Origin of the sequence: Novimethylophilus sp., assembly GCF_036504375.1 — a bacterium.
Taxonomy (GTDB): domain Bacteria; phylum Pseudomonadota; class Gammaproteobacteria; order Burkholderiales; family Methylophilaceae; genus Novimethylophilus.
Map to the genome: position 1 here is coordinate 1 of NZ_DASXVH010000076.1, position 25,343 is coordinate 25,343.

Annotated in this window: 22 protein-coding genes; 2 read left to right on the forward strand and 20 right to left on the reverse strand. The window is 61.5% G+C overall.

The genetic code is table 11. The features are described from left to right. The 13 genes from VGK14_RS11000 to VGK14_RS11060 all read right to left on the reverse strand — a co-directional run. A partial coding sequence (locus tag VGK14_RS11000; RefSeq protein ID WP_331509136.1) for a multiheme c-type cytochrome occupies window positions 1-1,327 on the reverse strand: 1,327 nt, incomplete at its 3' end. Between the two features lie 202 nt (window positions 1,328-1,529). After that, window positions 1,530-1,985 carry a CopD family protein gene (locus VGK14_RS11005; protein ID WP_331509137.1) on the reverse strand — a complete coding sequence of 152 codons (456 nt, stop codon included), beginning with the start codon at window positions 1,983-1,985 and terminating at the stop codon, window positions 1,530-1,532. A 48-nt stretch (window positions 1,986-2,033) separates the two neighbouring features. Continuing rightward, complete coding sequence (locus tag VGK14_RS11010) at window positions 2,034-3,545, reverse strand: B12-binding domain-containing radical SAM protein (RefSeq protein ID WP_331509138.1); 1,512 nt, start codon at window positions 3,543-3,545, stop codon at window positions 2,034-2,036. 61 nt (window positions 3,546-3,606) lie between these two features. Continuing rightward, window positions 3,607-4,938, reverse strand: coding sequence for a hypothetical protein (locus VGK14_RS11015; RefSeq protein WP_331509139.1), 1,332 nt, complete (start codon window positions 4,936-4,938; stop codon window positions 3,607-3,609). Beyond that, window positions 4,926-5,252 carry a hypothetical protein gene (locus VGK14_RS11020; protein WP_331509140.1) on the reverse strand — a complete coding sequence of 109 codons (327 nt, stop codon included), beginning with the start codon at window positions 5,250-5,252 and terminating at the stop codon, window positions 4,926-4,928. The genes VGK14_RS11015 and VGK14_RS11020 overlap by 13 nt, the downstream gene beginning before the upstream one ends. Window positions 5,253-5,360: 108 nt before the next feature. Beyond that, window positions 5,361-6,485, reverse strand: coding sequence for a 6-bladed beta-propeller (locus VGK14_RS11025; RefSeq protein WP_331509141.1), 1,125 nt, complete (start codon window positions 6,483-6,485; stop codon window positions 5,361-5,363). A gap of 202 nt (window positions 6,486-6,687) precedes the next feature. Then, window positions 6,688-7,011, reverse strand: a complete 324-nt coding sequence (fdxA, locus tag VGK14_RS11030) for a ferredoxin FdxA (protein WP_331509142.1) — start codon at window positions 7,009-7,011, stop codon at window positions 6,688-6,690. Between the two features lie 45 nt (window positions 7,012-7,056). Next, window positions 7,057-8,334 carry a sulfate adenylyltransferase subunit CysN gene (gene cysN / locus VGK14_RS11035; RefSeq protein ID WP_331509156.1) on the reverse strand — a complete coding sequence of 426 codons (1,278 nt, stop codon included), beginning with the start codon at window positions 8,332-8,334 and terminating at the stop codon, window positions 7,057-7,059. 5 nt (window positions 8,335-8,339) lie between these two features. After that, window positions 8,340-9,242, reverse strand: coding sequence for a sulfate adenylyltransferase subunit CysD (gene cysD, locus VGK14_RS11040; RefSeq protein ID WP_331509143.1), 903 nt, complete (start codon window positions 9,240-9,242; stop codon window positions 8,340-8,342). A 122-nt stretch (window positions 9,243-9,364) separates the two neighbouring features. After that, window positions 9,365-10,057, reverse strand: coding sequence for a phosphoadenylyl-sulfate reductase (locus VGK14_RS11045; RefSeq protein ID WP_331509144.1), 693 nt, complete (start codon window positions 10,055-10,057; stop codon window positions 9,365-9,367). Between the two features lies 1 nt (window position 10,058). Further along, entirely contained in the window at window positions 10,059-10,712 is a 654-nt protein-coding gene (locus VGK14_RS11050; protein ID WP_331509145.1) for a DUF934 domain-containing protein, read from the reverse strand. After that, window positions 10,705-12,384, reverse strand: a complete 1,680-nt coding sequence (locus tag VGK14_RS11055) for a nitrite/sulfite reductase (protein ID WP_331509146.1) — start codon at window positions 12,382-12,384, stop codon at window positions 10,705-10,707. The genes VGK14_RS11050 and VGK14_RS11055 overlap by 8 nt, the downstream gene beginning before the upstream one ends. A 12-nt stretch (window positions 12,385-12,396) precedes the next feature. Further along, window positions 12,397-13,179 carry a sulfite exporter TauE/SafE family protein gene (locus VGK14_RS11060; RefSeq protein ID WP_331509147.1) on the reverse strand — a complete coding sequence of 261 codons (783 nt, stop codon included), beginning with the start codon at window positions 13,177-13,179 and terminating at the stop codon, window positions 12,397-12,399. 128 nt (window positions 13,180-13,307) lie between these two features. Between VGK14_RS11060 and VGK14_RS11065 the strand changes: the two genes are divergently transcribed. Next, window positions 13,308-14,222 (forward strand): CysB family HTH-type transcriptional regulator, encoded by a 915-nt coding sequence (locus VGK14_RS11065; protein ID WP_331509148.1) that lies wholly within the window; start codon window positions 13,308-13,310, stop codon window positions 14,220-14,222. A 2-nt stretch (window positions 14,223-14,224) separates the two neighbouring features. Further along, window positions 14,225-14,722 carry a DUF302 domain-containing protein gene (locus tag VGK14_RS11070; RefSeq protein ID WP_331509149.1) on the forward strand — a complete coding sequence of 166 codons (498 nt, stop codon included), beginning with the start codon at window positions 14,225-14,227 and terminating at the stop codon, window positions 14,720-14,722. A gap of 100 nt (window positions 14,723-14,822) precedes the next feature. Here the strand turns inward: VGK14_RS11070 and VGK14_RS11075 are convergent, their stop codons facing one another. From VGK14_RS11075 to VGK14_RS11105, 7 genes are all read right to left on the reverse strand, one after another. Continuing rightward, on the reverse strand, window positions 14,823-16,037 hold the full coding sequence (locus VGK14_RS11075; RefSeq protein WP_331509150.1) for an HD-GYP domain-containing protein: 1,215 nt from the start codon (window positions 16,035-16,037) through the stop codon (window positions 14,823-14,825). Window positions 16,038-16,102: 65 nt separating this feature from the next. After that, on the reverse strand, window positions 16,103-18,883 hold the full coding sequence (fdhF, locus tag VGK14_RS11080) for a formate dehydrogenase subunit alpha (RefSeq protein WP_331509151.1): 2,781 nt from the start codon (window positions 18,881-18,883) through the stop codon (window positions 16,103-16,105). A 9-nt stretch (window positions 18,884-18,892) separates the two neighbouring features. After that, entirely contained in the window at window positions 18,893-20,575 is a 1,683-nt protein-coding gene (locus tag VGK14_RS11085) for an NAD(P)H-dependent oxidoreductase subunit E (RefSeq protein ID WP_331509152.1), read from the reverse strand. A gap of 34 nt (window positions 20,576-20,609) precedes the next feature. Further along, complete coding sequence (locus tag VGK14_RS11090) at window positions 20,610-21,428, reverse strand: formylmethanofuran dehydrogenase subunit C (RefSeq protein WP_331509157.1); 819 nt, start codon at window positions 21,426-21,428, stop codon at window positions 20,610-20,612. A 14-nt stretch (window positions 21,429-21,442) separates the two neighbouring features. After that, on the reverse strand, window positions 21,443-22,363 hold the full coding sequence (gene fhcD / locus VGK14_RS11095) for a formylmethanofuran--tetrahydromethanopterin N-formyltransferase (RefSeq protein WP_331509153.1): 921 nt from the start codon (window positions 22,361-22,363) through the stop codon (window positions 21,443-21,445). 31 nt (window positions 22,364-22,394) lie between these two features. Beyond that, window positions 22,395-24,071, reverse strand: a complete 1,677-nt coding sequence (locus VGK14_RS11100) for a formylmethanofuran dehydrogenase subunit A (RefSeq protein ID WP_331509154.1) — start codon at window positions 24,069-24,071, stop codon at window positions 22,395-22,397. Window positions 24,072-24,134: 63 nt separating this feature from the next. Next, the coding region (locus VGK14_RS11105; RefSeq protein WP_331509155.1) for a formylmethanofuran dehydrogenase subunit B at window positions 24,135-25,343 on the reverse strand (1,209 nt) is incomplete at its 5' end.

Consider the following 25,343-nt stretch of genomic DNA (forward strand, 5'->3'; position numbering starts at 1 on the left):
ACAGTTCGTTGCGGATCACCCGGTGCGGGTTGTGGCAGTCAGGACACTCGGCGTGGCGCTTGGCGGTGTTGCCGGCACCCAGGTTGGCGGCGGTTTCGATGAAATCCGCATTGGTGATGTCGTGCTCCTCCACGGTATGGCCGCCGCCGCCCTGGTCATTGGTCTTGATCGGCATGTGCACCGCGCGTTCGAACTCGGTTTTGATGTTGGGCACGGTGCCGGTTGAGGTACCGATGATTCTGGCAGGATCGATGGGGTCCCTATGGCACTGGTAGCAGGTTTCCTCGATTGCCGAGTTGCCTCCCGTTTTCGGCGAATTGATGCTGTCGGTGCCTTCGCGCAGCAGCCGGCGCGCGCCCGGCACGGTGTGCGTGTCGTGGCAGTTCAGGCAAGCCGCCTGCCAGACCGTGGTGCCGGCCGGAAACTGGCGGGTCGCTGCGGCAGCAGCGGTATAGACCTCGTCAGCGGTTGTGCTGTTGGCGTGAACCGAATTCGACCATTCCGTTCCCATCTTGCTGTGGCAGGCCAGGCAGATGATGTCGTTGGCCTGGATGAACTCGCCGCCGGCTGGAGGGGCGGTGGTCTGGAAACGGTTGAGACGCAGGAACTTCTGATTGGTGATGTGCGGGTCGTGGCAGGTCGCGCATTGCACCTGGCCCAGGCCGCCCACTCCGGTGGCCTGCAATGGCAGCAAGGGTTTGACGCCGCTGCTGCGCAGGCCGATCACGGACGACGTTCCCGGTGCCGGAGCCCCGGCGGGGTAGCGCTGGCTGGCGTCGAGATGGCGCATCTCGCCGTCGGCGGTGGCCAGGGCATCGTTGTATGTCACCGAGATAGGGTGGTCGTTGGTCAGGTCGGTGCCGAGATTACGGCTGAAACCGGTGTTGGCGACAGAGCCGTCGGGCATTTTGGTAGTGGTGGAGCCGTTGATGGCAATGGCGGCGTTGGTTTGGCCGTTAAGCACCCTGACGTTGCCCAGCGCGACCATGCCGTCATGGCACGACAGGCACAGCAGCGAGCTGCCGGCAGGCTGGGCGGTGAAGCCGTTGGCGATAGTGTTGGCGTCGAGCGACGACGAGGTATAGCGCGTATAAGTGCTGCCCGAGGTGTTGCGATTCCACAGTGGGCCATTGACGGCGGTACTGGCATTGTGGGGCGTATGGCAGAACACGCAGACCTGAGTCTGGCCGTCGGTCGCCTTGATCGAGCCGGTGCCGCTGGTCGACAGGTTATGCAGCGTGTTCCTGACGTTCGAGGTTGCCGCACCGGCAGGGTTGCCGAGCATCAAAGCGGTAACCGCGACGGCCAGCCAGATATTGAAGAACAAGGTCCGGGGCCCATCGCACAACCGGCTATCGGGATGAAATTTAATCACCTCTGAATCAACCGCCTATGGTGTTGTTCTTGAACATCGCCATTTAATCCGCAGGCGCGGACGCAAAACGCATAATAACGGGATTATAATATCCTAATTAATCGGTATCCAGTGGGGAATGTCGAAGAGCCAGAGCAGCGGGTGTCGACATGCACTAGACGGATGGCTTGGCTACCGCGAGCGTTACGACTCCCGCTAGCAGTACAACATTGAGACCTTGTGCCCAGCGGTAAGCTGTTGCCGTCCACTGCGCGCAGCCGTGGCGGGCATGCCGGAATTGGCGCACCAGCAAGCCGTGCAGTGCCGCGAGCAAGAACGCGAGACTGAACTTGAGGGCCAGCCAATGCGGAAGATGTCCCATCCCGGCAATTATGGTGATTGCCAGCAGCGCGCCGAACAGGAAGGTGGCGCCAATGGCCGGATTCATGACGTTGCGGATCAACCTGCATTCGATGCGCAGCAGCAACGCGGCCTGAGCGGAAGACGGCAACAAGCCTCGATGGGCGGCGAGCAGGGTCGGCAGCAAAAGTTGCGCCCCCATCCACAGGATCACGCTGGTCACGTGCAAGGCTTTGAGCCATGGGTAGACAGCGGCAAGCTGGGCGGTCATGTGCGGCGATCAGGATCAGGCGCTGCGGGCCTGGTTTCGCGCAACCGCTCACGGCAGCGGAGCGATGGGTTCGTTCGAAAGCGCACGCTTTGCCGCCTTGACGTTCTTCAGCATCGCGCGCACCGACTCGGGCATTTTATTGGCCGGGGCAGCCATGTCCTTCATCTGTCCCGACAGGTAGGAATGATTCATCAGGATGTCGAACACGGCGAGCATGAATTCCTGTTTCCATGGGGTCAGCCGGTCGAGATTCTGGAACTTGTGCATGAAGAACTTCTTCGACGCCATCGCCAGCTCCTTTTCGGTCTCGGCGATACTCATGTTGATCGGCTTGACCACCGGCTGCACCAGGTTGTATTTGCTGTAATCCTTGGTGACGACGTGATCCTTGAGTTGCGGATAGAGGTCGGCGTAAGGCCACGGCGCAATCGCCAGGAAGAATGCCATGTCCGGGTCGTACAGCTTGGCGAGTTCGACCGTCTGTGCGATCGATTCCGGCGTGTCGGTCGGCATACCGAGCACGAACGAGGTCTCGGAGACGATGTCGGCCTGGTTGATGAGATCGATCGCGCGTTTGGATTCGGCGACTTTGGTACCCTTTTTGAACAGGTTGAGCGTCGCCTGGTCGCCGGCCTCGACGCCGACGTAGATGTGTTCGACGCCGGCTTCGCGGTAGCGGTCCATGATATCCTCGTCGCGCACGATATCGACGACGCGGGTTTCCATCAGTAATTTGACGCCGGGCCGGCGCTCTATCATCAGGTCGAGGATGCGCTGCCAGCGCCGACGATCCATTGTCGGCGTCTCGTCGGCCAGCATCGCCACTTTTACACCGTAGACGTCGTGCAGCATCTCCAGCTCGGATACGAATGCTTCCGGGCTGCGCGGGCGCCAGCTTTGCTTCCAGAACAGTTTTTGCGAACAGAACGAGCAATTCTGCGTGCAGCCGCGCGACGAAGAAACGATCGCCAGCCGCGCATCGTTTTTAGCGCGGTACTTGTAAATCGGCCACTCGACCAGGTCCCAAGCCGTCGGCAAGGCATCCAGGTCGCAGATCATGGCTGCCGGCGGGGTCGTCACTACGCCGCCGTCGCGCCAGAAGGCGAGCCCCGGCACTTTCGCCGGATCGTCGCCGGCATTCAGGCAGTCGAGCAGTTGCGGCAGCGTGCGTTCGCCCTCGCCACGCACGACAAAGTCGATGACGTCGCGGTCCAGCCGCAGCATTTCGTCGAAACAGAAAGTCGCATGCACGTTGCCGATCAGCGTCACGCAGGCCGGGTCGATGTCCTTGGCCATGCGCAGCACGCCGGTGGCCGCGAACACCGCCGCGGTAAACGCCGAGGTGGCGACCGCATCGGGCTGGAAATCTTCCAGCCGGCGGCGTATCTGCGCCTCGTCGTGCCACAGTGCCATCGCATCGTAATAATCGACCTCGTAGCCGGCCTCGCGCAGCGCGCCGGCGACATAGACGAAGCCAAGGTTAAGCCAAGTGCCTGCGGATTCGACCACGCCCGAGTGGTAAGGGGCGGTGACCAGCGCGATTCTCTTGATTTTCTTCATGGCTGATCAGCCAGATACGGGCGAGGCGGCCACGACGTCTTGAATTGAGCAGTCTTACCCATCAGCGCCCGGTCATTGCTCCGGCGAGTGCGTTGGCCGGCGTTTCTTCTATCATCGCATCGGCCAGCTCGCCGCATGGGCATGCCGGCGGAACCATGGGCGTGCGCGGCCTGAGCCGTCCGGATTTGAAGCGGATCGAAAAATTGACGTAGGCCTCCAGCATGCGGAAGATGCGTTTGTCGCCCATCGGGCCGACGGTACGTTCGCTGGGCAGCGGCGATATTTTGCCCGTCTGGTCGCGCTGCGCGCGGCCGACGATCTGGAAGTCGCCGACATCGTCGACGTAGCCGAGATTGTCGGTCTGCACCGCCAGTACGGTCGGCAGGTTCACCGCGTCGTAATGCCGCAGCAGGCCAATCTTGCCCGGCGGCAGGATGCTCAAGTCATCTACGCTGACCGCCACGGTCCGTGTCCACGGCGGATTGCGCCGCATGCGCCGAGTATTGCCGCCGGCTATCGCGCTACGCAGCGTGTCGTCGAAATAATTGGTCGCGCTCTCGGCCATGCCGAGTACGTTGACGCAATGCGTAGGTGCAATGCCGAGCACCTCGCGCGCCAGCGACAGGTAGTCTTCCTGGGTGATTTCGCCAAAGCGTCCGCGATAGCCGCCGCCGTCACCGATGCGGCTGCCGGCGGGCAGATGGAACGAGACCCCGCGCTTGCGGCACGCCTGCAAAAAATAAACGAAAGCCGAGGTCGAGCCGATCATTGCCACCGGCACGCCGCTGGCCTCGGATTCGGCCAGTGCCTCGACCAGCGCGGCGATGTCGATGCCGCTGTGGCTGAGCAGGAAACGGCTGTCCGGGGTGCCGAAATGCCTTCGGGTTTCGTCCATGCCGATGGCCATGCCCATCGATGGCGCCATCTCAGGGCTGGGGGCCAGTATCAGCACACGGCAGCGCTGGCCCTGCGCGAAATCCGGAAACAGGCATGCGCCTGTCATGATGCGGTTGGCTTCCAGCACCAGCTCGCGGCCGATTGCATCGCGGAATATCTGCCCCCTGGCGATCGCTGTGGTGCCGCTGGTAAGCTGGGCCATCACCGCCTGGTCGAAAGGAAACGAAGTGACCAGTTCGGTCTTGAAGCTGTCGGTGGGAAACGCCGGAATGTCGCGCCATTGGTCAACGCTGCCGGGGTGTTTTCCGAGCGCGCGGCAGAAGTCGTGGTAGGGCGCATTGTTGCGGTACTGGTAGGCGAAAATGCCGAGCGCCAAGCGGTCGAAAGGTGCCGCATCGCCGTCGATTCCGCTCGCCACCAGTGTGCGGATGCGGGCGGCGAGATGTTCGCGCTCGGCCCTGTCGATCTCTGGCAACTGCGCGGTCACAGCACCCATGCGATTACCAGGCCGGTACCGACCAGCATCGCCGTTCCCAGCAGGGCATGCTTGATTTTCAGCAAATGTTTCTTGATGTCGGCCATTTCCGCGCCGTCCCAGTTGCGGTAATAAAAAAAGCGGCATATGCCGGTCAGCATGATGGCGAGGAGCGATGCGAGACAGAGCCAGGTGAACAAGCGGGTGAGTTCTGCCAGCAACACCGGATCGCCGACCTTGCCGTGCAATATGAATAATGTCACGAAGCTGCCGAACCACAGTCCGGTGAACAGGTCGTGGCAGAAGTCGTTGATCAGGATCAGCCAAGGTTTCATCGATACGATTCCGTGCGTACCATAACGAAGAATTGAAGATTTTAAAGTCCCGATAATATCACACGTTCTCGCAATTTCGCTCGATGGAAAGCGGGAACGGGGGATGGGCTAATTATCCTGGTTGCCGAGAAACTGGAATACCACGACGCGGCCGTTGAACATGTCGGCGACAAAAATACGCCCTTGGTGGTCCACCCACACCCCGGAAGGCAGCAGAAAATCTCCGTCCTTGAGGCCGCTGCCGTTGATGCCCAGCAGGAATTCGTTGTGCTTGTTGTATGCCAACAGGTGGCCGAAATACGATTCGACGACATAAACAATGCCGTTGTCGTCAACCGCGACTCCTTTCGGCCGCGTAAAATTGCCGACGAACAGGCCGCGCTCTCCCAATTCGCGAATGCGATGTCCGTCGCTATCGAATACCTGGACGCGGCTGTTCAGCGTATCGCTGACGTACAGATGTCCCTGCGTGAATGCCAGATGGGTAGGCGCATTGAACTCCCCGTCGCGATCGCCGGCTGCGCCGATGGTGTTGACCAGTTGGCCGATTCGATCATAGACTTTGATGTCATTGGCGACGGTGTCGGCGACGAACAGCAGGCCGCGTTCGCGGTCGAAGGCGAGGCCCGTCGGGCGCTGGAGTTGTCCGGCGCCCAGCTTGCCGACGGGTTGGCCTTTTTCGTTGAGGCGCACGACAATACCGAGTTTTGCATCCGACACGGCGATATCGCCGTTCCACACCAGCGCCACAGCAATCGGCGAAACGAAGCGCGTAGTCGCGTCGGCGAACTCCCACAACAGCATCTGGCCGCCGGCATCCGCCGATTTCTCTTCCGGCGGGGCGTTGGGATCGAACACCAGCACCGCATTACGCCCGGCATCGACCACGTAGATGCGGCCATTGTCGCTGACTGCACCGTGTTGCGGGCGTTGCAGCAATATCTGGTTGGTATCGGTATCGAACAGCCCGGCGAACCATTTGAGCGCGGTAAAGACGACGTTTTGTTTCTTGATGAGGTCGGCCTGGTCGAAGTTGGGCTGGCCGATAAGTTCGCCCACATAGCGGTAGCGCGGCGCATCCGGCGGCAATGGCCACAGCACGTCGGTGCGGGCCTCGGGCGGACGCAGATCGTAATTCAGCCGCCCGCGTACGGTATCCACTCCGGCGCAACCGCTTAGCAGCGAGGCACACAGGAGCACGGCGGCAGAAGGAACGCGAAACGACGCATTCATCGCTAATCTCGGCAGGAAAATGAAACGCAGCAGCAAGAAGCACTGCCGTCAGCGTGGCAGCATACCCCGGGTCAGGGAAATTTGAAAGGGACCCATAGGTCTTTTTATCAAGAAAAAACGGCGCGTCCGTGACCGGTACGCGCCGTATGGACCCTAGCATGCCCACGCAGGCGACATGCCTGCACAAGCGCTGCTGCAGTGGCTACTCTTCCAGCATGCCGCGCTTGTCTTTCATGCCGTTGAACTGATCGGCGTCGGCAGGGGGTTCCTTGCGGGCGGTGATGGCTGGCCATAGCTTGGCCATGCGGGCGTTGATATCGATGAACTCCTGCTGATCCGCCGGTACGTCGTCCTCGGCAAAAATGGCTTCAGCCGGGCATTCCGCGACGCACAGCGTGCAATCGATGCATTCATCGGGATCGATGGCGAGGAAATTGGGGCCTTCCACGAAGCAATCCACCGGGCACACATCCACGCAGTCGGTGTATTTGCACTTGATGCAGTTTTCGGTTACGACGTAGGTCATTTGTTTACTCCAGATTCACAATAGTTGGATTTTACCAGTTCCGATTCATTCAATCATGCCCGCGCCGACGGTCTGATTGGTGAAGTCGTCGATGACGATGAACGCGCCGGTCGCGCGGTTCTCGCGGTACGGATCGCAGGCGATGGGTTTGAGCAGCTTGAGCGCCGCGCGGCCGATCTCGTTCATCTTGAGTTCCGGCGGCGCAGGGATCTGCTCCATGGTGTTGATATCCATGCGCTGCGTGAGCGCACTGACCATAACCTTGACCGTGCTGGCGGCGTGCTTGATCAGGTATTTCTTGCCCGGCTGCAGCGGGGTTTCGTTCATCCAGCACAGCGTGGCTTCGATTTCCCTGCACACCGCGGGCTGGTTGCCGGTATGCACGATGATGTCGCCGCGCGAAATGTCGCGCTCGTCCTCCAGCGTCAGCGTCACCGACATCGGTGCAAAAGCCTCCTGCAGATTGCCGTCGAAAGTGACGATTTCCTTGATACGGGAAGTGAGCCCGGAAGGCAGCACGGTGATTTCGTCGCCGACCTTGATCGAACCGGATTCGATACGGCCCATATAGCCCCTGAAATCATGCAGTTCCTCGGTTTGCGGGCGACTGACCAGTTGCACCGGGAAACGGAAATCCGCGGCGTTGAGCTTGCCGCCGACCGGTGCGCTTTCCAGCTTGCCGAGTAGCGTCTCGCCCTGATACCACGGCATCCTGTCGCCGCGTTCGACCACCATGTCGCCTTCCAGCGCGGAGATCGGAATGAAGGCCAGTTCGCCGCCGGGGAGGTTGAGCTTGTCGTAGAACGCGGTGAAATCGGCCTTGATCTTGTCAAAGACCTCCTGCGAATAATCCACCAGGTCCATCTTGTTGATCGCGACGACGATATGCGGAATGCCCAGCAGGCGCGAGATATAGGCATGGCGGCGCGACTGCGTCAGCACGCCCTTGCGCGCGTCGATCAGGATAATCGCCAGGTGCGCGGTGGAGGCACCCGTCACCATGTTGCGGGTGTACTGCTCGTGGCCCGGCGTATCGGCGATGATGAACTTGCGCTTGGGCGTGGCGAAGTAGCGGTAGGCCACGTCGATAGTGATGCCCTGTTCGCGTTCGGCCTGCAGGCCGTCGGTGAGCAAGGCCAGGTGCGCGCCCTTGGCGCCTTTCTTGTCCTCCGCCGATTTCGCCGCGTCCAGCTGGTCCTCGAACACGCCTTTACTGTCCACCAGAAGGCGGCCGATCAGCGTCGATTTGCCGTCGTCCACGCTGCCGGCGGTGGTGAAGCGCAGCAACTCCATTTCAGCATCCAGAAAGCTTTTGTCTGTCATGTTCATCAGAAATAACCTTCCTTCTTCTTGTCTTCCATGGTGTTGCTGCCGTGATCGATGATGCGGGTTTCGCGCTCGGAGCGGGTCGCGGTGGCGGATTCGGCGACGATCTCGTCTATGGTGTCGGCCGCAGAATACACCGCGCCGGTGCAGGGCGAGCAGCCCAGCGTGCGGAAGCGGCACATCACCGATTCCGGTATCTCGCCCGGCTTGAGATTGCCCGCGTCGTCGGCCGGGATCAGCATGCTGCCGCGCTTCACCATCTTGCGCTCCTTGGCGTAGTAGAGCGGCACGATGGGGATGTTCTCGAGCTTGATGTATTGCCACACGTCCATTTCCGTCCAGTTGGAAATCGGGAACACGCGGATCGATTCGCCTTCGTGGATGCGGCAGTTGTACTGGTCCCACAGTTCCGGCCGCTGGTTTTTCGGGTCCCACTGGCCGAACTCGTCGCGGAACGAGAAAATGCGTTCCTTGGCGCGCGAGCGCTCTTCGTCGCGGCGGGCGCCGCCCATCGCGGCATCGAAACCGCCGGCGGCCAGTGCGTCGAGCAGCGCCTGCGTCTTCAGTGCGCCGCAACAACGCGCCACGCCCAGTTTCAGCGGGTGCGCACCGGCAGCGATGGCTTCCTCGTTGCGATGCACGATCAGCTTGGCGCCGACTTCCTTGGCGTACCAGTCGCGAAATTCGTACATTTCCTTGAACTTATAGCCGGTATCGACATGCAGCAGCGAAAACGGCAGCGGGCCGGGAAAGAACGCCTTGCGCGCCAGGTGCAGCATCACGCTGGAATCCTTGCCGACGGAGTAGAGCATCACCGGGTTGCGGAACTCGGCCACCACCTCGCGCATGATGTGGATGGACTCGGCTTCGAGGGTTTTGAGGTGAGTGAGTGTCGGTGTGGTCATTAATCAATCTCTAAATTCGTTTTACCGCCGATGAACGCCGATAAAATCGGTTTCCGCCCAGCGGTGGGTAGCAACAACATGATTTTGATTATCGGCGTTTATCAGCGTTTATCGGCGGTTAATCAAGTGCTTTTTTTCACATGCAGGCCGCATTCCTTGCCGGCCTCGTCTTCCCACCACCAGCGCCCGGCGCGAACATCCTCGCCCACCGCGATGGCGCGGGTGCAGGGCGCGCAGCCGATGCTGGGGTAGTGCTGATCGTGGAGTGCGTTGTACGGCACCCCGTTGTCGCGGATGTACTCCCAGACTTCTTTTTCCGTCCAGTCCGCCAGCGGGTTGAACTTGGTCAGGCCGTGGTCGGCATCCCATTCTTCTTCCACCATGCCGGCGCGGGTCACCGCCTGTTGGCGGCGCATGCCGGTAATCCAAGCTTGCTTGCCCGCCAGCGCGCGTTTCAGCGGCTCCACCTTGCGGATGCCGCAGCATTGCTTGCGCAGGTCCACGGAGTTATAGAAAGCATTGATGCCGTTGCTCTCGACATACCGCTGGATGGCTTCGGCCTGCGGCGCATAGGTGCGCACTTTGACCGTGTCGCCGTAAGTTTCCTGCACCTTCGCCAGCAGATCATAGGTTTCCGGGTTGAGGCGGCCGGTGTCCAGCGTGAACAGTTCTATGCCGGGCGCATGTTTCGCGATCAGGTCGGTCAGCACCATGTCTTCCGCGCCCAGGCTGTTGGCCAGCGTGGCGGGGGAGTGCTGCTCCTGAATGCGTTCGAGCAGTGCGACGGCAGCGTCGATTTTGGTTTTCAGGCTCATGTCAGTCGGCATCGTCCATCATGGAAACGACCGCTTCGCTCGCGCGGCTGGCGTGGGCATGGCGCGCATGGCGTCGCCATACCGGCAGCGGATTGTCCACCGCGCCCTGGTACGGGTCGGTGAAATCTCGCAAGCTCGCCAGCGCTTCCTCGACCGAGCGGTCGGCACGTATTGCATAGGCGTCGAAGCCGCAGCGGTGCATGTAGTAAAGCTGGTCGCGCAGTACGTCGCCGATTGCGCGCAGTTCGTTGCGATAACCGTAACGGGTGCGCAGCAAGGCCGCGATGCTGAAGCCGCGGCCATCGGCGAAGCGCGGGAAATTCACCGCAATCACCGGGAAGGCATTGATGTCGTCAACGCTGGCCACCAGGTCTTCAACCAGTTCGAAGCTTTCCAGCCACACGCCCAGTTCGCCGGCCGCCAGCCGCGGCGCGAGTTCATTTTTGCGCGCCAGCCACACCGGGAACGGCACGATCACCTTGCCGGCGGGGATCACCGTCGCGGCGATCTGTTCCGGCATCGCGGATTGTTCGCCGGTGAGCTTGAAGATCACCACCTTGCCGGCCTGCTTGCGTACGGCCTCGGTGATGGCGGGCAGCGTGGCTACCGTCCAGTCGTCGTCGACCACGGCATGGTTGCGTATCAGGTTAGACATGGGCGATCTCCTTCTGCCTGGCCTTGGCATAAACGCGCTCCTTGAATGGGGCTATTCCCAGCCGGCGCACGGTTTCAATGAAGAGCTCGCCGTCAAAACGTTGTTCGATATAGGTTGCGATCAGTTTCTCTATCACGTCCGGCACCTCCTCGGCCGCGAACGACGGCCCGATTACCTGGCCCAGGCTGGCATCATTGCCCTGCTTACCCCCTAGGGTGACCTGATACCATTCCGAGCCGTCCTTGTCCACGCCCAGCACGCCGATGTGGCCGACATGCTGGTGGCCGCAGGAATTCATGCACCCGGAAATGTTGAGATCGATGTCGCCGATGTCGTGCAGATAGTCGAGATCATCAAACCTCTCCTGGATCGCCTGCGCAATCGGAATGCTCTTGGCGTTCGCCAGCGAGCAGAAGTCGCCGCCAGGGCAGCAGATGATGTCGGTGAGCAGGCCGATGTTGGGCGTCGCCAGGCCGTGCCGGCGGGCGACCTGCCACAGCGCATGCAAATCGGCTTTCCTGACGCTGGCCAGAATCAGGTTCTGCTCGTGCGACACGCGCAATTCGCCGAAACTGTAGCGATCCGCCAGATCGGCCACGGCTTCCATCTGCTCGGCGGTGGCGTCGCCCGGTGCGATGCCGGTGGGCTTGAGGGATAGCGTCACGGCACGATAGCCCGGCAGGCGATGGGCATGCACGTTGCGCTTGGTCCATTGCGCAAAAGCCCGGTCGGCGGCAACCTGGGCATCGAATTCCGGTACGTCGTCGCTCAGTTTTTCATGGCGGTCGTTGGTGAAATAGGAGGCGACGCGGTCGAACTCCTGGTGCGTGATCGTGCCGGGGCCGTCCTTGATATGCGCCCACTCGGCTTCGACCTGGCGCGCGAATTCTTCCGGCCCCAAGGCCTTGACCAGGATCTTGATGCGCGCCTTGAAGGCATTGTCGCGGCGCCCGTAGCGATTGTAGATGCGCAGGATGGCCTCGCAATAGGTCAGCACGTGCTGCCATTCGAGGTGTTCGCGGATCATGCTGCCGAGGATGGGAGTGCGTCCCAGGCCACCGCCCACCCATACCTTGACCGCCGTTTTGCCGGCGGCGTCGCGGAAAAACTCCAGGCCGATGTCGTGCACCTGCACGATGGCGCGGTCATGCGCCGCGCCGTTGACGGCGATCTTGAATTTACGTGGCAGATAGGCGAACTCCGGATGGAAGGTACTCCACTGGCGCAGGATTTCCGCCAGCGGGCGCGGGTCGATGACTTCGTCCGGCGCCACGCCGGCAAATTGATCCGTCGTAATGTTGCGGATGCAGCTGCCGGAGGTCTGGATCGCATGCATCTGCACCGTCGCCAGTTCGGCCAGGATGTCCGGCACCCGTTTCAGTTCCGGCCAGTTGAACTGCACGTTCTGGCGCGTCGAGAAATGCACGTAGCCTTTGTCGTAGCGGCGCGAGATTTCCGCCAGCTTGCGTAGCTTGGTAGAAGACAGCAGACCGTAAGGGATGGCGACGCGCAGCATGGGCGCGTGGCGCTGGATGTAAAGCCCGTTCTGCAGGCGCAGCGGGCGGAATTCATCGTCGGTGAGCTCGCCGGCCAGGTAGCGCCGGGTTTGGTCGCGGTATTGGGCGACACGCTCGTCGATGAGGCGTTGGTCGATGTCGTCGTAGATATACATGGTCAGAATCTTCTATAAAACAAACTTGAAACCGATCAGCATCAGCACAGTCGCCAGGATAGGTCGCAGCACCCTTTCCGGTATCCTGGCGCTGATGTGGCTGCCGACCCAGATGCCGGGCAGCGAGCCGATCAGCAGACTGCCCAGCAGGGCGAAATTGACGTTGCCCATCGATAGATGGCCGATGCCGCCCAGCGCCGTCAGCGGAATCGCATGCGCGATATCGGTGCCGACAATCTTGACCGTGGGCAGCCGCGGGTACAGAAACAGCAAGGCCACGGTGCCCAGCGCACCGGCGCCGACCGAGGATAATGTCACCAATACGCCGAGCACGATGCCGAGCACGACGGTTGCGGGTGCCTGCAAATGACCGAAACGGCCGGGCTCGTGCGACTCGGTCTCGCGCCCAACCTTGTGTAATCGATGGCGAAAAATCAGCGCCAGTGCGGTCAGGATCAGCGCGATGCCCAGCGTGAATGTCATCACGTGGGAGATTTCCTTGCCGATTGCCGCATAATGACGCAGTACCAGGACCGTGATCGAGGCCGCCGGCAGGCTTCCCGCGGCAAGCAGGCCGACGATGCGCCACTCCACCGACTTATGGCTGCCATGATGCACCCAGGCGCCGCCGGTCTTGGTGATGGCGGCAAACAGCAGGTCGGTGCCGACGGCTACGGCGGGCTTGAAAGCGAACAGGAAAACCAGTAACGGCGTCATCAGCGAACCGCCGCCGACACCCGTGATGCCGACCAGCAGACCCACCAGCAGGCCGGAAAAGATATAACCGATTTCCATATTCGCAGTTTTGCCAAAATCGAGGGCCTAACTATACCAGTAGAGGCTTCTTGCCAGAAAGAACATGTTGTTCTATCTTATTCTCTCGGGTTATAAAGATAGGGAGCTGCCGTTTAAGCGGAAAAACAATGAAATTACACCAATTGCGCTATATTCGCGAGGTCGCGCGCCAGGGGTTGAACGTTTCCGTGGCGGCCGAGGCGCTGCATACCTCACAGCCCGGCGTCAGCAAACAAATACAGCTGCTCGAGGAGGAACTCGGCCTACAGGTGTTCCACCGTAGCGGCAAACGGCTGACCAGCGTGACCGAACCGGGGCAGGCGATACTGCAAATGGCCGAGCGCGTGTTGAGCGAGATGGAAAACATCAAGCGCGTGGGGGAGGATTTTACCCAGGAAAGCGAAGGCTGCCTAACCATAGCCACCACCCACACCCAGGCGCGCTATCGCCTGCCGCCCGCCGTCAAGGCCTTTGTCGAACGCTACCCGGCGGTGCGGCTCAATATCCACCAGGGCAGCCCTACCCAGGTGGCGGAACTGGTGGCGAACGGCGAAGCCGATATCGGTATCGCCACCGAGTCCATCGCCGAACAGGAATCGCTGGCTGCGCTGCCATGCTATACCTGGAACCGTTGCGTGGTGGCGCCCCACGGGCATCCCTTGCTCGACCAGTTACCGCTGACGCTGGAGAAAATCGTCCAGTTCCCGATCGTGACCTACGATCTCGGCTTTACCGGCAGCACTTCGGTCAAGCGCGTGTTCGAGGCGCAGGGCTTCACCCCCAATATCGTCATTACCGCTATCGACTCCGACGTCATCAAAACCTACGTCGAACTGGGCCTGGGCGTGGGCCTGCTGGCTAAAATGGCCTACAACCCCGAGCGCGATCTCAATCTGGCGATGCTGGACGCGTCCCATCTGTTCCCCGACAGCACCACCTACTTGGGTGTGCGGCGCGACGCCTACCTGCGGGGGTACATCTATGAGTTCATCCACCTGATCGCGCCGCATCTCGACCGCCAAGCGGTCACCGCGGCGTTGTGAACATGGATTTAGTCTTGCGGACATGGATGGTGCTGGGCATGATGGCAGCCATTGCGGCCCATGCCGAACCCATGCCGCCGGTCGATCCCGATACCCCGATCTACCAGGTGCGGGTGGAGCCCGGCGTGAGCTATGAGGATGTGGTCACCAGCCTTAAAGTCGCGGCGGAAGGCAAAAACTTCGTCAGCCCCGCGACATTCCCTTTGGCCGAGCACCTCAAGCTGCGCGGCTTGCCGATGGAAGGTGCGCTGGAAGTGCGCAGCTACTGTAATCTCGGCCTGGGCGCGGAAATCCTGCGCGACCACCCGGAATTCGCGGTATTCGCGCCATGCCGCATCGCCATATATCAAAAACAGGGCCTGCTGTACCTTGCGCTGGACCGCCCCACCTACGACTTCAAGTACATCAAAAACCCGACCGACCGTGCCCGGAAGGCTGCCCGCCAACTGGAAGAAACGCTGATCTGGATGATGGACATGGCGCGGAAGGGAGAGATTTAGGAAATAAAAAGGCATGATGGCGCTGATCTTGAAGTAGACAGCCGGAACGGAGAGTGTGGTTAGACACCCGCCTTTGGGGCGGGGCGCAGTAAGCTAGGCTCTAGATGAACTTGAGCGGCTCTATGTTCCACTTTTCCGGCAGCTCATGGTTTACGATGCGGTCTGCGCCGCCATGGCCCATGGGTTTGGCGAGGTCGAGGTCGGACGGCGGAAGGTAGCTTTGCTTTTTGCTGTCGTAGATGACGCGCACTTTGGGCTGCAGCAGGTTATGCTCGGCCTGTTCGGTGACCACGCCCAGCTTCCCCGACTCCAGCCGCACCAGCGAGCCGACCGGATAGATGCCGATGCTGCGCATGAAGTGCTGCACCAGCACCGGGTTGAAGTGAAATTTGCTCCATTCGAAAATTTTCTGCAGCGCCTCGGTGGGCTCCATGCCCTTGTGGTAGCAGCGGTTGGAAGTGATCGCGTCGTACACGTCGCAAATTGCCGCCATCTGCCCCATCTGCGAGATTTCGTCGCCCTTGAGTCCTTCCGGATAACCGCTGCCGTCGTGGCGCTCGTGGTGCTGCGCCGCGACCTGGATGGCGATTTCCGAAATGCCTTCGGTTTCGGTGAGGATGCGCCGGCTTTCCACCACGTGGCATTGCATTACCCTGAACTCGTCCTCGGTAAAGCGCCCCGGCTTGTTGAGGATTTCATCGGGAATCTTCACCTTGCCGATGTCGTGCAGCAGCCCGCCGACGCCGGCCTGGCGGATGCTTTCCTTATCCATGCCGATCGAGCGGCAGAACGATACTTGCAGCGCGCAGACGCTGACGGAATGGAAGAAAGTGTAGTTGTCCTTGTTCTTGACGCGGCACAACGACAAGATGGCCCCGGCGTTGCGCAGGATGGAGGACGTGATGTTTTCGACCACCGGCTCGACCTTCTCGATCTGCACCTGGTTGCCCAGGCGCACGTCCTGCATGATGTTGCGGATGATCTGGTTGGCTTCGGAGTGCACCATCCTGGCCTTGCGCATCTCTTCGGAGGTGCCGACGGTGCGTACCGGCGTGTTTTCCTCGCTGGCGATGCGCAGCATTTCCTGCACCACTTCCTGCTTGACTTCCGCCGCGGTAGGGGCGTCGCTGACGTCCAGCCCCTTGGCGGTGTTGATGTAGACTTCGTGGATGCCGGCGGCGCCGATCTGGCGGATTTCACCCTCGGTTTTCAGCATGAACTGGTTGCGCAGGAAGGGATGCGCCATCCAGTCGCTGGAAAGATCCTGGATGTACATGCCTGGTTTGAGTAGGCCGACAGGGACTTTTTTTATCATGATTCATCTGCCGCGAAAAAGCACGAAAACCAGATTCTACTGATTTTCGCGCTTCACGGCAGATGTTAAGCGGCGACAGGTTCGGTGTGGTAACCGAGTTCCTCAGGCGCTTCGCCGCCACGGCTGATTCTTACCGCGCAATACTTGACCTCGGCGATCTTGGCGTAGGGGTCCAGCGCCTGGTTGGTGAGCTTGTTCGCCGCCGCTTCGTAGTAGCAGAAGGGGATGAACACCGAACCGCGCGGGATACCGTCGTCGGCGCGCGCAAACAGCGAGACCTTGCCACGACGCGATTCCACCGTCAGCACTTCGCCGGGCTCGGCGCCGGCCGCATCCAGGTCCAGCGGGTGGATGCTCACCGTAGGCGCCGGCTCGATCGCGTCCAGCACCGTCGCACGGCGCGTCATCGAGCCGGTGTGCCAGTGCTCGAGCTGGCGGCCGGTGATGAGCACCATCGGGAAATCGCCGTCCGGGCGTTCGTCGGCCGGGATGATATCCGCCGGTACCAGCCTGGCGCGGCCGTTGGGGCGCGGGAACTCGTCGGTGAAGATGACTTCCTCGCCCGGATCGCCTTCATGTTCGCACGGGTAGGTGACGGCGCCCTCGTTCTCCAGCCGTTCCCAGGTAATGCCGGCGATGGATTGCATGGCCTGGCGCATTTCGTTGAATACTTCCCTGGCGCCGTTGTAGTTCCAGTTCAGGCCCAGGCGACGGGCGATTTCCTGAATGATCCACAAATCCTGGCGCGCGTCGCCCGGCGGATCGATGGCCTGGCGGCCAAGCTGGACGATGCGGTCGGTGTTGGTGAAGGTGCCGGTTTTCTCGGCATAGGACGAGGCCGGCAGGATGACGTCGGCGAAATAGGCCGTCTCCGTCATGAAGATATCCTGCACGATGAGGTGTTCCAGGCGGGCCAGACCTCCGCGTGCATGGTTGCTGTTGGGGTCGGACATCGCCGGGTTTTCGCCCTCGACGTACAGGCCCTTGATATGGCCTTCGTAGGCGGCATCCATGATTTCCACCACGGTGAGCCCGGGCTGGCTGTCGAGCTTGATGTCCCACAGCTTCTCGAACTTCTCGTGCGCCTCCGGATTGTCCACGCGCAGGTAGTCGGGGAAGCACATCGGGATCAGGCCGACGTCGGATGCGCCCTGCACGTTGTTCTGGCCGCGCAAAGGATGCAGGCCGGTGCCGCGGCGTCCGATCTGGCCGGTGACCATGGACAGCGCGATCAGGCAACGTGCGTTGTCGGTGCCGTGCACGTGCTGCGATACGCCCATGCCCCACAGGATCATCGAGCCCTTGGACGTGGCATACAGACGTGCTACCTCGCGCAAGGTCTGGGCGGAAATACCGCAAACCGGCTCCATTGCCTCGGGCGTATAGCCCTTGACGTTTTCCTTGAGCGCTTCAAAATTCTCGGTGCGGTTCTTGACGAATTCTTGGTCCACCAGACCCTCGGTGACGATCACGTTGAGCATCGCGTTGAGCATCGCCACGTCGGTGTCCGGCTTGAACGGCAGATGGTACGCGGCGTGGCGCGCCAGTTCGGTACGGCGCGGGTCCATCAGGATGAGCTTGGTGGTGCCTTTCTTGACGGCGTTCTTGATGAAGGTGGCTGCAACCGGATGGTTGATGATGGGGTTGGAGCCGATGACGATCACCACCTCGGCATGTTGCACGTCGGCCACCGGGTTGGATACCGCGCCGGAGCCCACGCCTTCCAGCAGCGCCACTACGGAAGAAGCATGGCACAGGCGCGTGCAGTGGTCGACGTTGTTGGTGCCGAAACCGGCGCGCACCAGTTTCTGGAACAGATAGGCTTCCTCGTTGCTGCCCTTGGCCGAGCCGAAACCGGCCAGCGCATATTTGCCGTCGCGCGCGATGATTTTCTTCAGGCCGTCGGCGGCATAATCCAGCGCTTCATCCCAGCTTGCCTCGCGGAAGGCGGCGAACGGGTTGGCCGGATCCATCTCGGCTTCGGAATCCTTGGCTATGCCGGGCTTGCGGATCAGCGGCACGGTGAGGCGCTGCTTGTGCGCCGGATAGTCGAAGCCGTAGCGGCCTTTTACGCATAGTCTGCCGTGGTTGGCGGGGCCGTCGCGACCGGTGACGCTGATGATCTTGTTGTCCTTGATGTGGTAGGTGAGCTGGCAGCCGACGCCGCAGAACGGGCAGCCGGAGTCCACGCTTTTGTCTGGCACCACCAGCGCTGCGCCGTTGCCGGGGGACAAGGCACCGGTGGGGCAGGCCTGCACGCATTCGCCGCAGGACACGCAGGTGGAATCACCCATCGGGTCGCCCTGATCGAACACGATTTCGGCATGGCTGCCGCGGAAAGCGTAGCCGATGACGTCGTTGACTTCGACTTCGCGGCAGGCGCGCACGCAGCGGCCGCACTGGATGCAGGCGTCGAGGTTGACGGCGATGGCCGGGTTGGACAGGTCGGCGTCCGGCGACAGGCGCGGCGCGAAGCGGGGATTGGATACGCCCATTTTTCGCGCCCAGGTCTTGAGCTCGTTGTCCAGCGAATAGTCTTTCTCCGGCATGTCGGAGAGCAGCAGTTCCAGCACCATTTTCTGCGAAGCCAAAGCGCGGTCGCTGGTGGAGCTCACTTCCATATCCGGTGCCGGGGCGCGGCAGCAGGAAGGCGCCAGTACGCGCTCGCCCTTGATTTCCACCATGCAGGCACGGCAATTGCCGTCAGGACGCAGGCCATCCTTGTAGCACAGGTGGGGAATTTCCACGCCGTTGCGGTGCGCGGCCTGAATGATAGTTTCCCCCTCGATGGCCTCGATCTTGTCACCATTGAGCGAGAAAGGGATGGTTTTTACCGGAGCGTTCATGGCGGTCACCTACTTGAATTCATCAGCAAAGTATTTCATTACGCAGCGCAGCGGATTGGGCGCAGCCTGACCCAGGCCGCATATGGATGCGTCCATCATAGCCGCGGAAAGTTCCTCCAACAATGGCTGATTCCACTGCGATTTTTCCATCAGCGCCGCGGCCTTGGCAGTGCCGACGCGGCAGGGCGTGCACTGGCCGCAGGATTCATCCTCGAAGAATTTCATCGCGTTAACCGCCAGATCGCGCGCGCGGTCGTGGTTGGAGAACACCACCACTGCGGCGGAGCCGATGAAGCAGCCGTACTGGTTCAAGGTGTCGAAGTCCAGCGGAATGTCGCCCAAGCTTGCCGGCAATATGCCGCCCGAGGCGCCGCCGGGGAAGTAGCCGTAGAACTCGTGGCCGTCCAGCATGCCGCCGCAGTATTCGTCGATCAGCTCGCGCATGGTGATGCCGGCCGGCGCGAGGTGCACGCCCGGCTTCTTGACGCGACCGCTCACCGAGAACGAACGCAATCCCTTGCGCTCGTGGCGGCCGTGGGCGGTGAACCACTCCGGGCCTTTCTCGACGATGTCGCGCACCCAGTACACCGATTCCATGTTGTGTTCCAGCGTCGGACGGCCGAACAGGCCTACCTGCGCCACGAACGGCGGACGCAGGCGCGGCATGCCTCTTTTCCCTTCAATAGACTCGATCATCGCCGACTCTTCGCCGCAGATGTAGGCGCCCGCACCGCGGCGCAGATGGATTTCCGGCAGCGGGGCAGGACGGTTGCGCTGCAGGTTGGCGATTTCCTGCGTCAGGATCTTGCGGCAACCGGCGTATTCGTCGCGCAGGTAGATGTAAATCTTGTTGATGCCCACCGCCCAGGCGGCGATCAGCATGCCTTCTAGGAAACGGTGCGGGTCGAGTTCCAGGTAGTGGCGATCCTTGAAGGTGCCGGGTTCGCCTTCGTCGATGTTGACCGCCATCAGGCGCGGTGCCGGCTGCGAACTCACGATGCGCCATTTGCGGCCCACCGGGAAACCGGCGCCGCCCAGGCCGCGCAGGCCGGAGTTTTCCATGATGCCCATCAGCTCTTCCGGCGTGCGCTTGCCGGAAATGCATTCCTGGTACAACTGGTAGCCGCCGCCGGTTTTGTATTGTTCGTAGGAAATGTAATTTGTTACCGGCGCCTCGATACTCCTGCTTTCGACGGCCTGGAGCACGGTGTTGGTGGTGGCGTGGTCCACCGGGTTCCGGCCGACCACGGCCACCGGCGCGTGCTGGCAGCGGCCGACACAGGGCACCGGCTGCACGCGGATACCATCGCCCAGCGCCTGCTTCAGCGAGTCAATCAGGCCGTGCGCGCCGGCCATCTCGCAGCTGACGGATTCGCAAACCCTGACGGTCAGCGGCGGGGGAGGCGTCTGGCCTTCCTTGATCACGTCGAAGTGGTGGTAGAAGGTGGCGACTTCGTAAACCTCGGTCTGCGACAGCTTCATTTCTGCCGCCAGGGCGACGACATGCTTGGCGGAGATATGGCCGAACTTGTCCTGGATTTTGTGCAGGTGTTCGATCAAGAGGTCGGGCGCACGCGATTCGCCGCTCAAGAGTTCGCTGATTTCCGCTTGTGCGACAGGGTCGACCACGCGGCCCTTGGGCTTGCTGCGTTTTTTCCTAAGACCTTCTAACTTGATGACTTGTTCCGACATGCCTTTAATCCCCGTTTTTCTATCTTTGCCGCTCTCAAGCGAACACCAGAATTTCGCCCTTGCCGTCGTTAGCCAGGTCGCCTGCAAACCGTTGCACCCGGTTCCTGTCGATATTGGCGAACTTGCTGGGCAGCGCCTTGAACGACTTGAACATCAGGCTCAAGAAGGGCAGGGTATGGCTGCCGCAATCCTGGATGGTGGCATGCAGTTTGGGCTGGCTGAACAGCAGCAGCGTGCCGCGGCGCATGCCGAAGCCGACGTACTCTCCCACCGAGCCCAGCACGCCTATGGTCCCGGCCAGCATGCGCGAGGCGCAGTAGGCGCCGGCATTGCCTTCGATCAGCACGATGCCGCGCCGCATCTGGTCGCCGACGCGATCGCCCGCATTGCCGGTGATCAGCACGATGCCGCCTTTCATGCCTTTTTTGTCGCCGGGAATTGCCGAAGCCAGGAAATCGCCCGCATTGCCGTGGATGTGCAGCGTGCCGCCCGCCATACCGCTGGCGGCAAACGCATCGGCGTCGCCGTGGACGGTAATCGTGCCCTTTTTCATCTGGAAGCCGAGATAAGAGCCGGCAGCGCCATGCACGGTGATGCTGCCGCTCTGCATTTTAGAGCCGATGAAATCCAGTTTGCCATTACCATTGCCGGTGCCGTTGTTGATGACGATGTCGCTGGCGTCGTCGCCGGCGATATCGAACAGTGCATCGGTGCGTATTTTTTGATTACCGCTTTGCAGCTCGATGGCGGCGATCTCGCTGGCGGATTTTCCGGCCAGGTGGTCCGGCGTCAGCGGCGACAGGTCGACGCGCTGCCGGAGTCGTGTTTTCAGGGTGAAGACCAAAGGGGCCATTTGAACTGTTGCGCTCATGCCGTTTCTCCGCTCATGATGTCACGCAGGTGGAACTGGAACTGGCCGAGTTTGCCGCCGTAATTGCCGGCGGAAATGCGCTTGATGCCGTTCCTGGCGCCCAGTTCGCACGCGGCGGCGATACCGGCGTGCGTGGCTTTGCGCACGTCGGCATCGGTTAGACCGTCGATGACGATTTCCATCACCGATTCGATTTCCGGCGACAGGTCGGTGCGCGTGATGCCTTTCAAGGTCGGGCAGAAGGCGTCGTTGGTGGAGGCGATCAAGGACTTGTACTTGGAGCCGACCTTGGAGCCGGAGCGCACCACGCCGCCGGGGAAGGGCATGATCACGTTCGGCACCTTTTTCATCGCCTCGACTGCGGCTTCGCACGCGGCCAAGGCCTGCGGCTGCGATTCGGCCAGGATCAGGAAATTGCCGCCGCCCACCGCGCGCACCATGCCGGTGGTTTCCTCGGTCATGAATTCGCCGTCCATCACCGGCACGCGCCAGTAGCGCTTGCCGCCGAACTGCTTGGAAGTCTGGAAGCCGTCGCCGAAGAAGCGCAGGTTTTTCCCAAGATTGATGCGGGTGACGCTGTCCGAACTGCCGTCGATGCCGGAAAACGCGGCGGTGGTGGGGCAGGTGAGGATGCATTGGCCCATGCGCGTTTCCAGCTGCTTCATCAGCACCGCGCTGCCCATCGCGAACAGCAGTACCGACACGCCGGGGCGGCCGTCGGGCGTTTCGGACGGGTCAAGCTCGCGTTCGATGCCGGCTTCGACGCCGCAGGCGATCACCGAGGTGGCAAAGCCGGTCATGGTGGCCGCCGCGATATTGGCCCATTTGTGGTTTTGCGCGGTGATGATGACGCGCGTGCCGCGCATGCCGAACGCTTCGGCGAAGGTTTCGTCGATGGTTACGCCGTTGATGATCATTGCGCAGCCCTATGATGAAAATTGAAAAGCCTCATGCCGTCTTCTCCCGGCGCCCCTTGCATTCCTGCACGATGAGCTTGCCGCGGCCGCCGTCGGCGATCTCGTCGTTGGAAACCTTGAAATTTTCCATGTTCATGGTGTGGTAGGTGTCGAAATACTTTTTGATTTCTTTTTCGATGCCGCGGTCGAAGTCCGGCTTGACGGTATGCGTCGCGCCCCAGGTGACCTTGACCACGTTGCCGTCCTTGACCACCAGCTGGCCGTCCTTGAACACGTAGTCCGGCTTGGCGAACATCTTCTCGCGGTCGGTGTCGTCGGTGTAGACCGTGATGTCGGCCGCGGCACCTGCGCCCAGGTGGCCGCGGTCGTGCAGGCCGACCAGCGTGGCGGCGCCGGCGCGGGTCATGATGGCGATTTCGTACAGGCTGTACTCGCGGTCGATGCTGGCCAGCGTGCTCATGGCCTGCGCATCCGGGCTGATGCGGGACAGCATTTCGTTGCGGAAGGTCTTGTCCATCAAGAGCTTGATCAGGTGCGGATAGCTGGTGAACGGCGCGCCGTTGGGGTGGTCGGTGGTGAGGAAGATGCGCCACGGGTCGTCGACCAGCAGGAAGATTTCCAGGCCGATCGCCCATTGCAGCGCGTTGACGAAATTCTGGTCCTTGTATTTGAACGGTACCACGCCGCAGCCGGCGTCGCATTCGATGTCCATGCACACCCATTTGTTGGGGCTGCCGTGGCCGGCGTTGCGATGCTGGACCATGTTGTCGCCGGAGGCGGTGACGGTCTGGCCGAACAGGATCTGGCCGACGTCGGCGGAAATGTTCTTGCGCTGGTTGATGGCTTCGGCGATGCGTGCGGCGCCCGATGAGAACTTGCGGTCGCCCTCGGTACCGTAGCTGTGAAACTGGATGTGCGTCAGGTGCAGCGGATAGCCTTCCACGCCGGCCATGGTGTTGAGCGAAGTTTCGACGTTGCCCGGCACGCCCAGATTGTTGCCGTGCACGTGCAGCGGGTGCGGCACGCCCAGTTCATGCACCGCGCGCGACAGCGTTTTCAGCACTTCGCGCGGGGTAACTCCGTAAAAGACGTTTTGTTCGTCAAGGTCGAGAAAGCGCTGGTTGAACTTGAACGCGGAAATGCCGCCGGCGTTCACCACCTTGATGCCCATGGCCTGGCTGGAGTGCAGGATCCAGGCGACGTAATCGTTGATCGCATTCTGGTCTTTCTTCGCGGCCAGCATGCGCAGGAAGAAATCGTCGCTGCCTATCATCGCGTAGCCGCCCTTGTCGATGATGGGCGTATCGCCCATTTCCAGGTGGGCCTGGCGCGCGTTGACGGGCAGCAGCGCGGGCTCGAAACCGGCGGTGTAGCCCATTTCGGCGTAGCGGTAGCCGGTGGTCAGCGTGGACGGTACCGCGTGGCCGCAGCCGGCGCGGCAGGTTTCGGTGTGGGCCACCGGGTCGCCTCTATGGTCTTCCGGTAGCAGCGTGCGGGCAATGTTGACCTTGCCGCCGCCGATGTGGGTATGCATGTCGATGGCGCCGGCCATCACCACTTTGCCGGACAGGTTGTATTCCTGGAAGACGGTTGCGCCGTCAAGCGGGCGGTCGACGATGCGGCCGTCGCGGACGTAGATGTCCTTCACCTGCCCGTTGATGCCGTGCGCCGGATCGTAAACCGTGCCGCCGGTGAGTTTGATCAGCATGCTGAAATTTCCTTGAAGGGGTTATCCCGGGCGACGCAATATTGATTTGCGGACTGCATGGGATTACAGGGCTTGTTCGATCGCGTTCAGTATCTCGCCCAGCGCGGGCAAAGAGCTGGCGCGCAGTGGTTTGAGCGGCAGCGACACCACGTTGTCGGTACGGAACATGATGCCGGGATGATCCGCCCCAGGCAGCCCCACCGGGATGAAAACGTCAGGCTCGCGTTCCAGCCTCATGTCCGGATGGCCGAACACCACCGTCGGCACATCGGTTGCGGGCGGCGTGCGCTCCGGGTTGAACGAGGAGATCCACAGCAATGCATCCGCCTCGCCGCTCGCCAGCAGGCGTTCGGTCGAGAAATGGTAGGGGTCGTGCTCGGGGTAGGTGCGCGCATAGGAGGTGCGCATCGGATAACCGCTGGTCCAGGTGGATACCTGGTTGGCATTCATGTCACCCTCGATGCCGCCGAGAGGCAAACCCGAGGCGCGCGTGGTCTTGTTCAGCGTCTTGACCAGTTCGGCAATATTCTGCACCGTGAGTTCGGCATGGGGGAAATCCAGCGGGGCCGCAGCCCAGGTGACCACGCTGTACTTGGCTAGAGCGAGGCGCTGCGCCAGTTGTTCCAGATCGCTGACGGCGATGCCGGCCACTTCGGCCGCATGCAGCTTCTTGCCTCCGATCAATGCGCGCAGTACCGAGATGACTTCCGGCAGGCGTTCCAGGTCGCACGGCAGCACGTCGGGCTTGCGTCCGTCCGGGGCGATGCCGGCGGAAGTGTCGAGGCCGCGGCCGCCCAGGTAGACGATCTCCCTGGTGGCGGTGTCCTGGCCGAACATGGTTTCGGCATTCCATACGTGGCGTTCAAAGAAACGGGGGAAGGTGCTGACGATGTCGGTGCCGATGATTACCAGGAGGTCGACGCGATTCCTCACCTCGGTCAGCGTGGTGATCTGCCAGCCGGAATTCTGCACTACCTGGATGTTGCGCATGAAGCCGTTCGAATTCATGTGGTCGAGCGCGGCCCCGGCCTTGTCGGCCAGGCTCATGGCGGCGCGCATGCCCTGGACTTCGGTGCCCAGGCCGGCAATTAAAGGATGTTGGGCCTGGCCGAGAATCTCGACGGCTTTTACCATGGCATCCTTGAGCTCGGCAGGTTTGCCGCTGATGCGCGGCGAGGGAATGTGCGGTGCGCGACCGAAAAAGGTCACGCTTTTATGGCAGCCGTTCTTGCTGACATTGAGCTTGCCAGCGGCATCCCGTTCGATAGTGAG

Coding starts and splice junctions, on each gene's coding strand:
- VGK14_RS11005 (WP_331509137.1), bottom strand. CDS start 1,985: ATGACCGCCCAGCTTGCCGCTGTCTACCCATGGCTCAAAGCCTTGCAC.
- VGK14_RS11010 (WP_331509138.1), bottom strand. CDS start 3,545: ATGAAGAAAATCAAGAGAATCGCGCTGGTCACCGCCCCTTACCACTCG.
- VGK14_RS11015 (WP_331509139.1), bottom strand. CDS start 4,938: ATGGGTGCTGTGACCGCGCAGTTGCCAGAGATCGACAGGGCCGAGCGC.
- VGK14_RS11020 (WP_331509140.1), bottom strand. CDS start 5,252: ATGAAACCTTGGCTGATCCTGATCAACGACTTCTGCCACGACCTGTTC.
- VGK14_RS11025 (WP_331509141.1), bottom strand. CDS start 6,485: ATGAATGCGTCGTTTCGCGTTCCTTCTGCCGCCGTGCTCCTGTGTGCC.
- fdxA (WP_331509142.1), bottom strand. CDS start 7,011: ATGACCTACGTCGTAACCGAAAACTGCATCAAGTGCAAATACACCGAC.
- cysN (WP_331509156.1), bottom strand. CDS start 8,334: ATGACAGACAAAAGCTTTCTGGATGCTGAAATGGAGTTGCTGCGCTTC.
- cysD (WP_331509143.1), bottom strand. CDS start 9,242: ATGACCACACCGACACTCACTCACCTCAAAACCCTCGAAGCCGAGTCC.
- VGK14_RS11045 (WP_331509144.1), bottom strand. CDS start 10,057: ATGAGCCTGAAAACCAAAATCGACGCTGCCGTCGCACTGCTCGAACGC.
- VGK14_RS11050 (WP_331509145.1), bottom strand. CDS start 10,712: ATGTCTAACCTGATACGCAACCATGCCGTGGTCGACGACGACTGGACG.
- VGK14_RS11055 (WP_331509146.1), bottom strand. CDS start 12,384: ATGTATATCTACGACGACATCGACCAACGCCTCATCGACGAGCGTGTC.
- VGK14_RS11060 (WP_331509147.1), bottom strand. CDS start 13,179: ATGGAAATCGGTTATATCTTTTCCGGCCTGCTGGTGGGTCTGCTGGTC.
- VGK14_RS11065 (WP_331509148.1), top strand. CDS start 13,308: ATGAAATTACACCAATTGCGCTATATTCGCGAGGTCGCGCGCCAGGGG.
- VGK14_RS11070 (WP_331509149.1), top strand. CDS start 14,225: ATGGATTTAGTCTTGCGGACATGGATGGTGCTGGGCATGATGGCAGCC.
- VGK14_RS11075 (WP_331509150.1), bottom strand. CDS start 16,037: ATGATAAAAAAAGTCCCTGTCGGCCTACTCAAACCAGGCATGTACATC.
- fdhF (WP_331509151.1), bottom strand. CDS start 18,883: ATGAACGCTCCGGTAAAAACCATCCCTTTCTCGCTCAATGGTGACAAG.
- VGK14_RS11085 (WP_331509152.1), bottom strand. CDS start 20,575: ATGTCGGAACAAGTCATCAAGTTAGAAGGTCTTAGGAAAAAACGCAGC.
- VGK14_RS11090 (WP_331509157.1), bottom strand. CDS start 21,428: ATGGCCCCTTTGGTCTTCACCCTGAAAACACGACTCCGGCAGCGCGTC.
- fhcD (WP_331509153.1), bottom strand. CDS start 22,363: ATGATCATCAACGGCGTAACCATCGACGAAACCTTCGCCGAAGCGTTC.
- VGK14_RS11100 (WP_331509154.1), bottom strand. CDS start 24,071: ATGCTGATCAAACTCACCGGCGGCACGGTTTACGATCCGGCGCACGGC.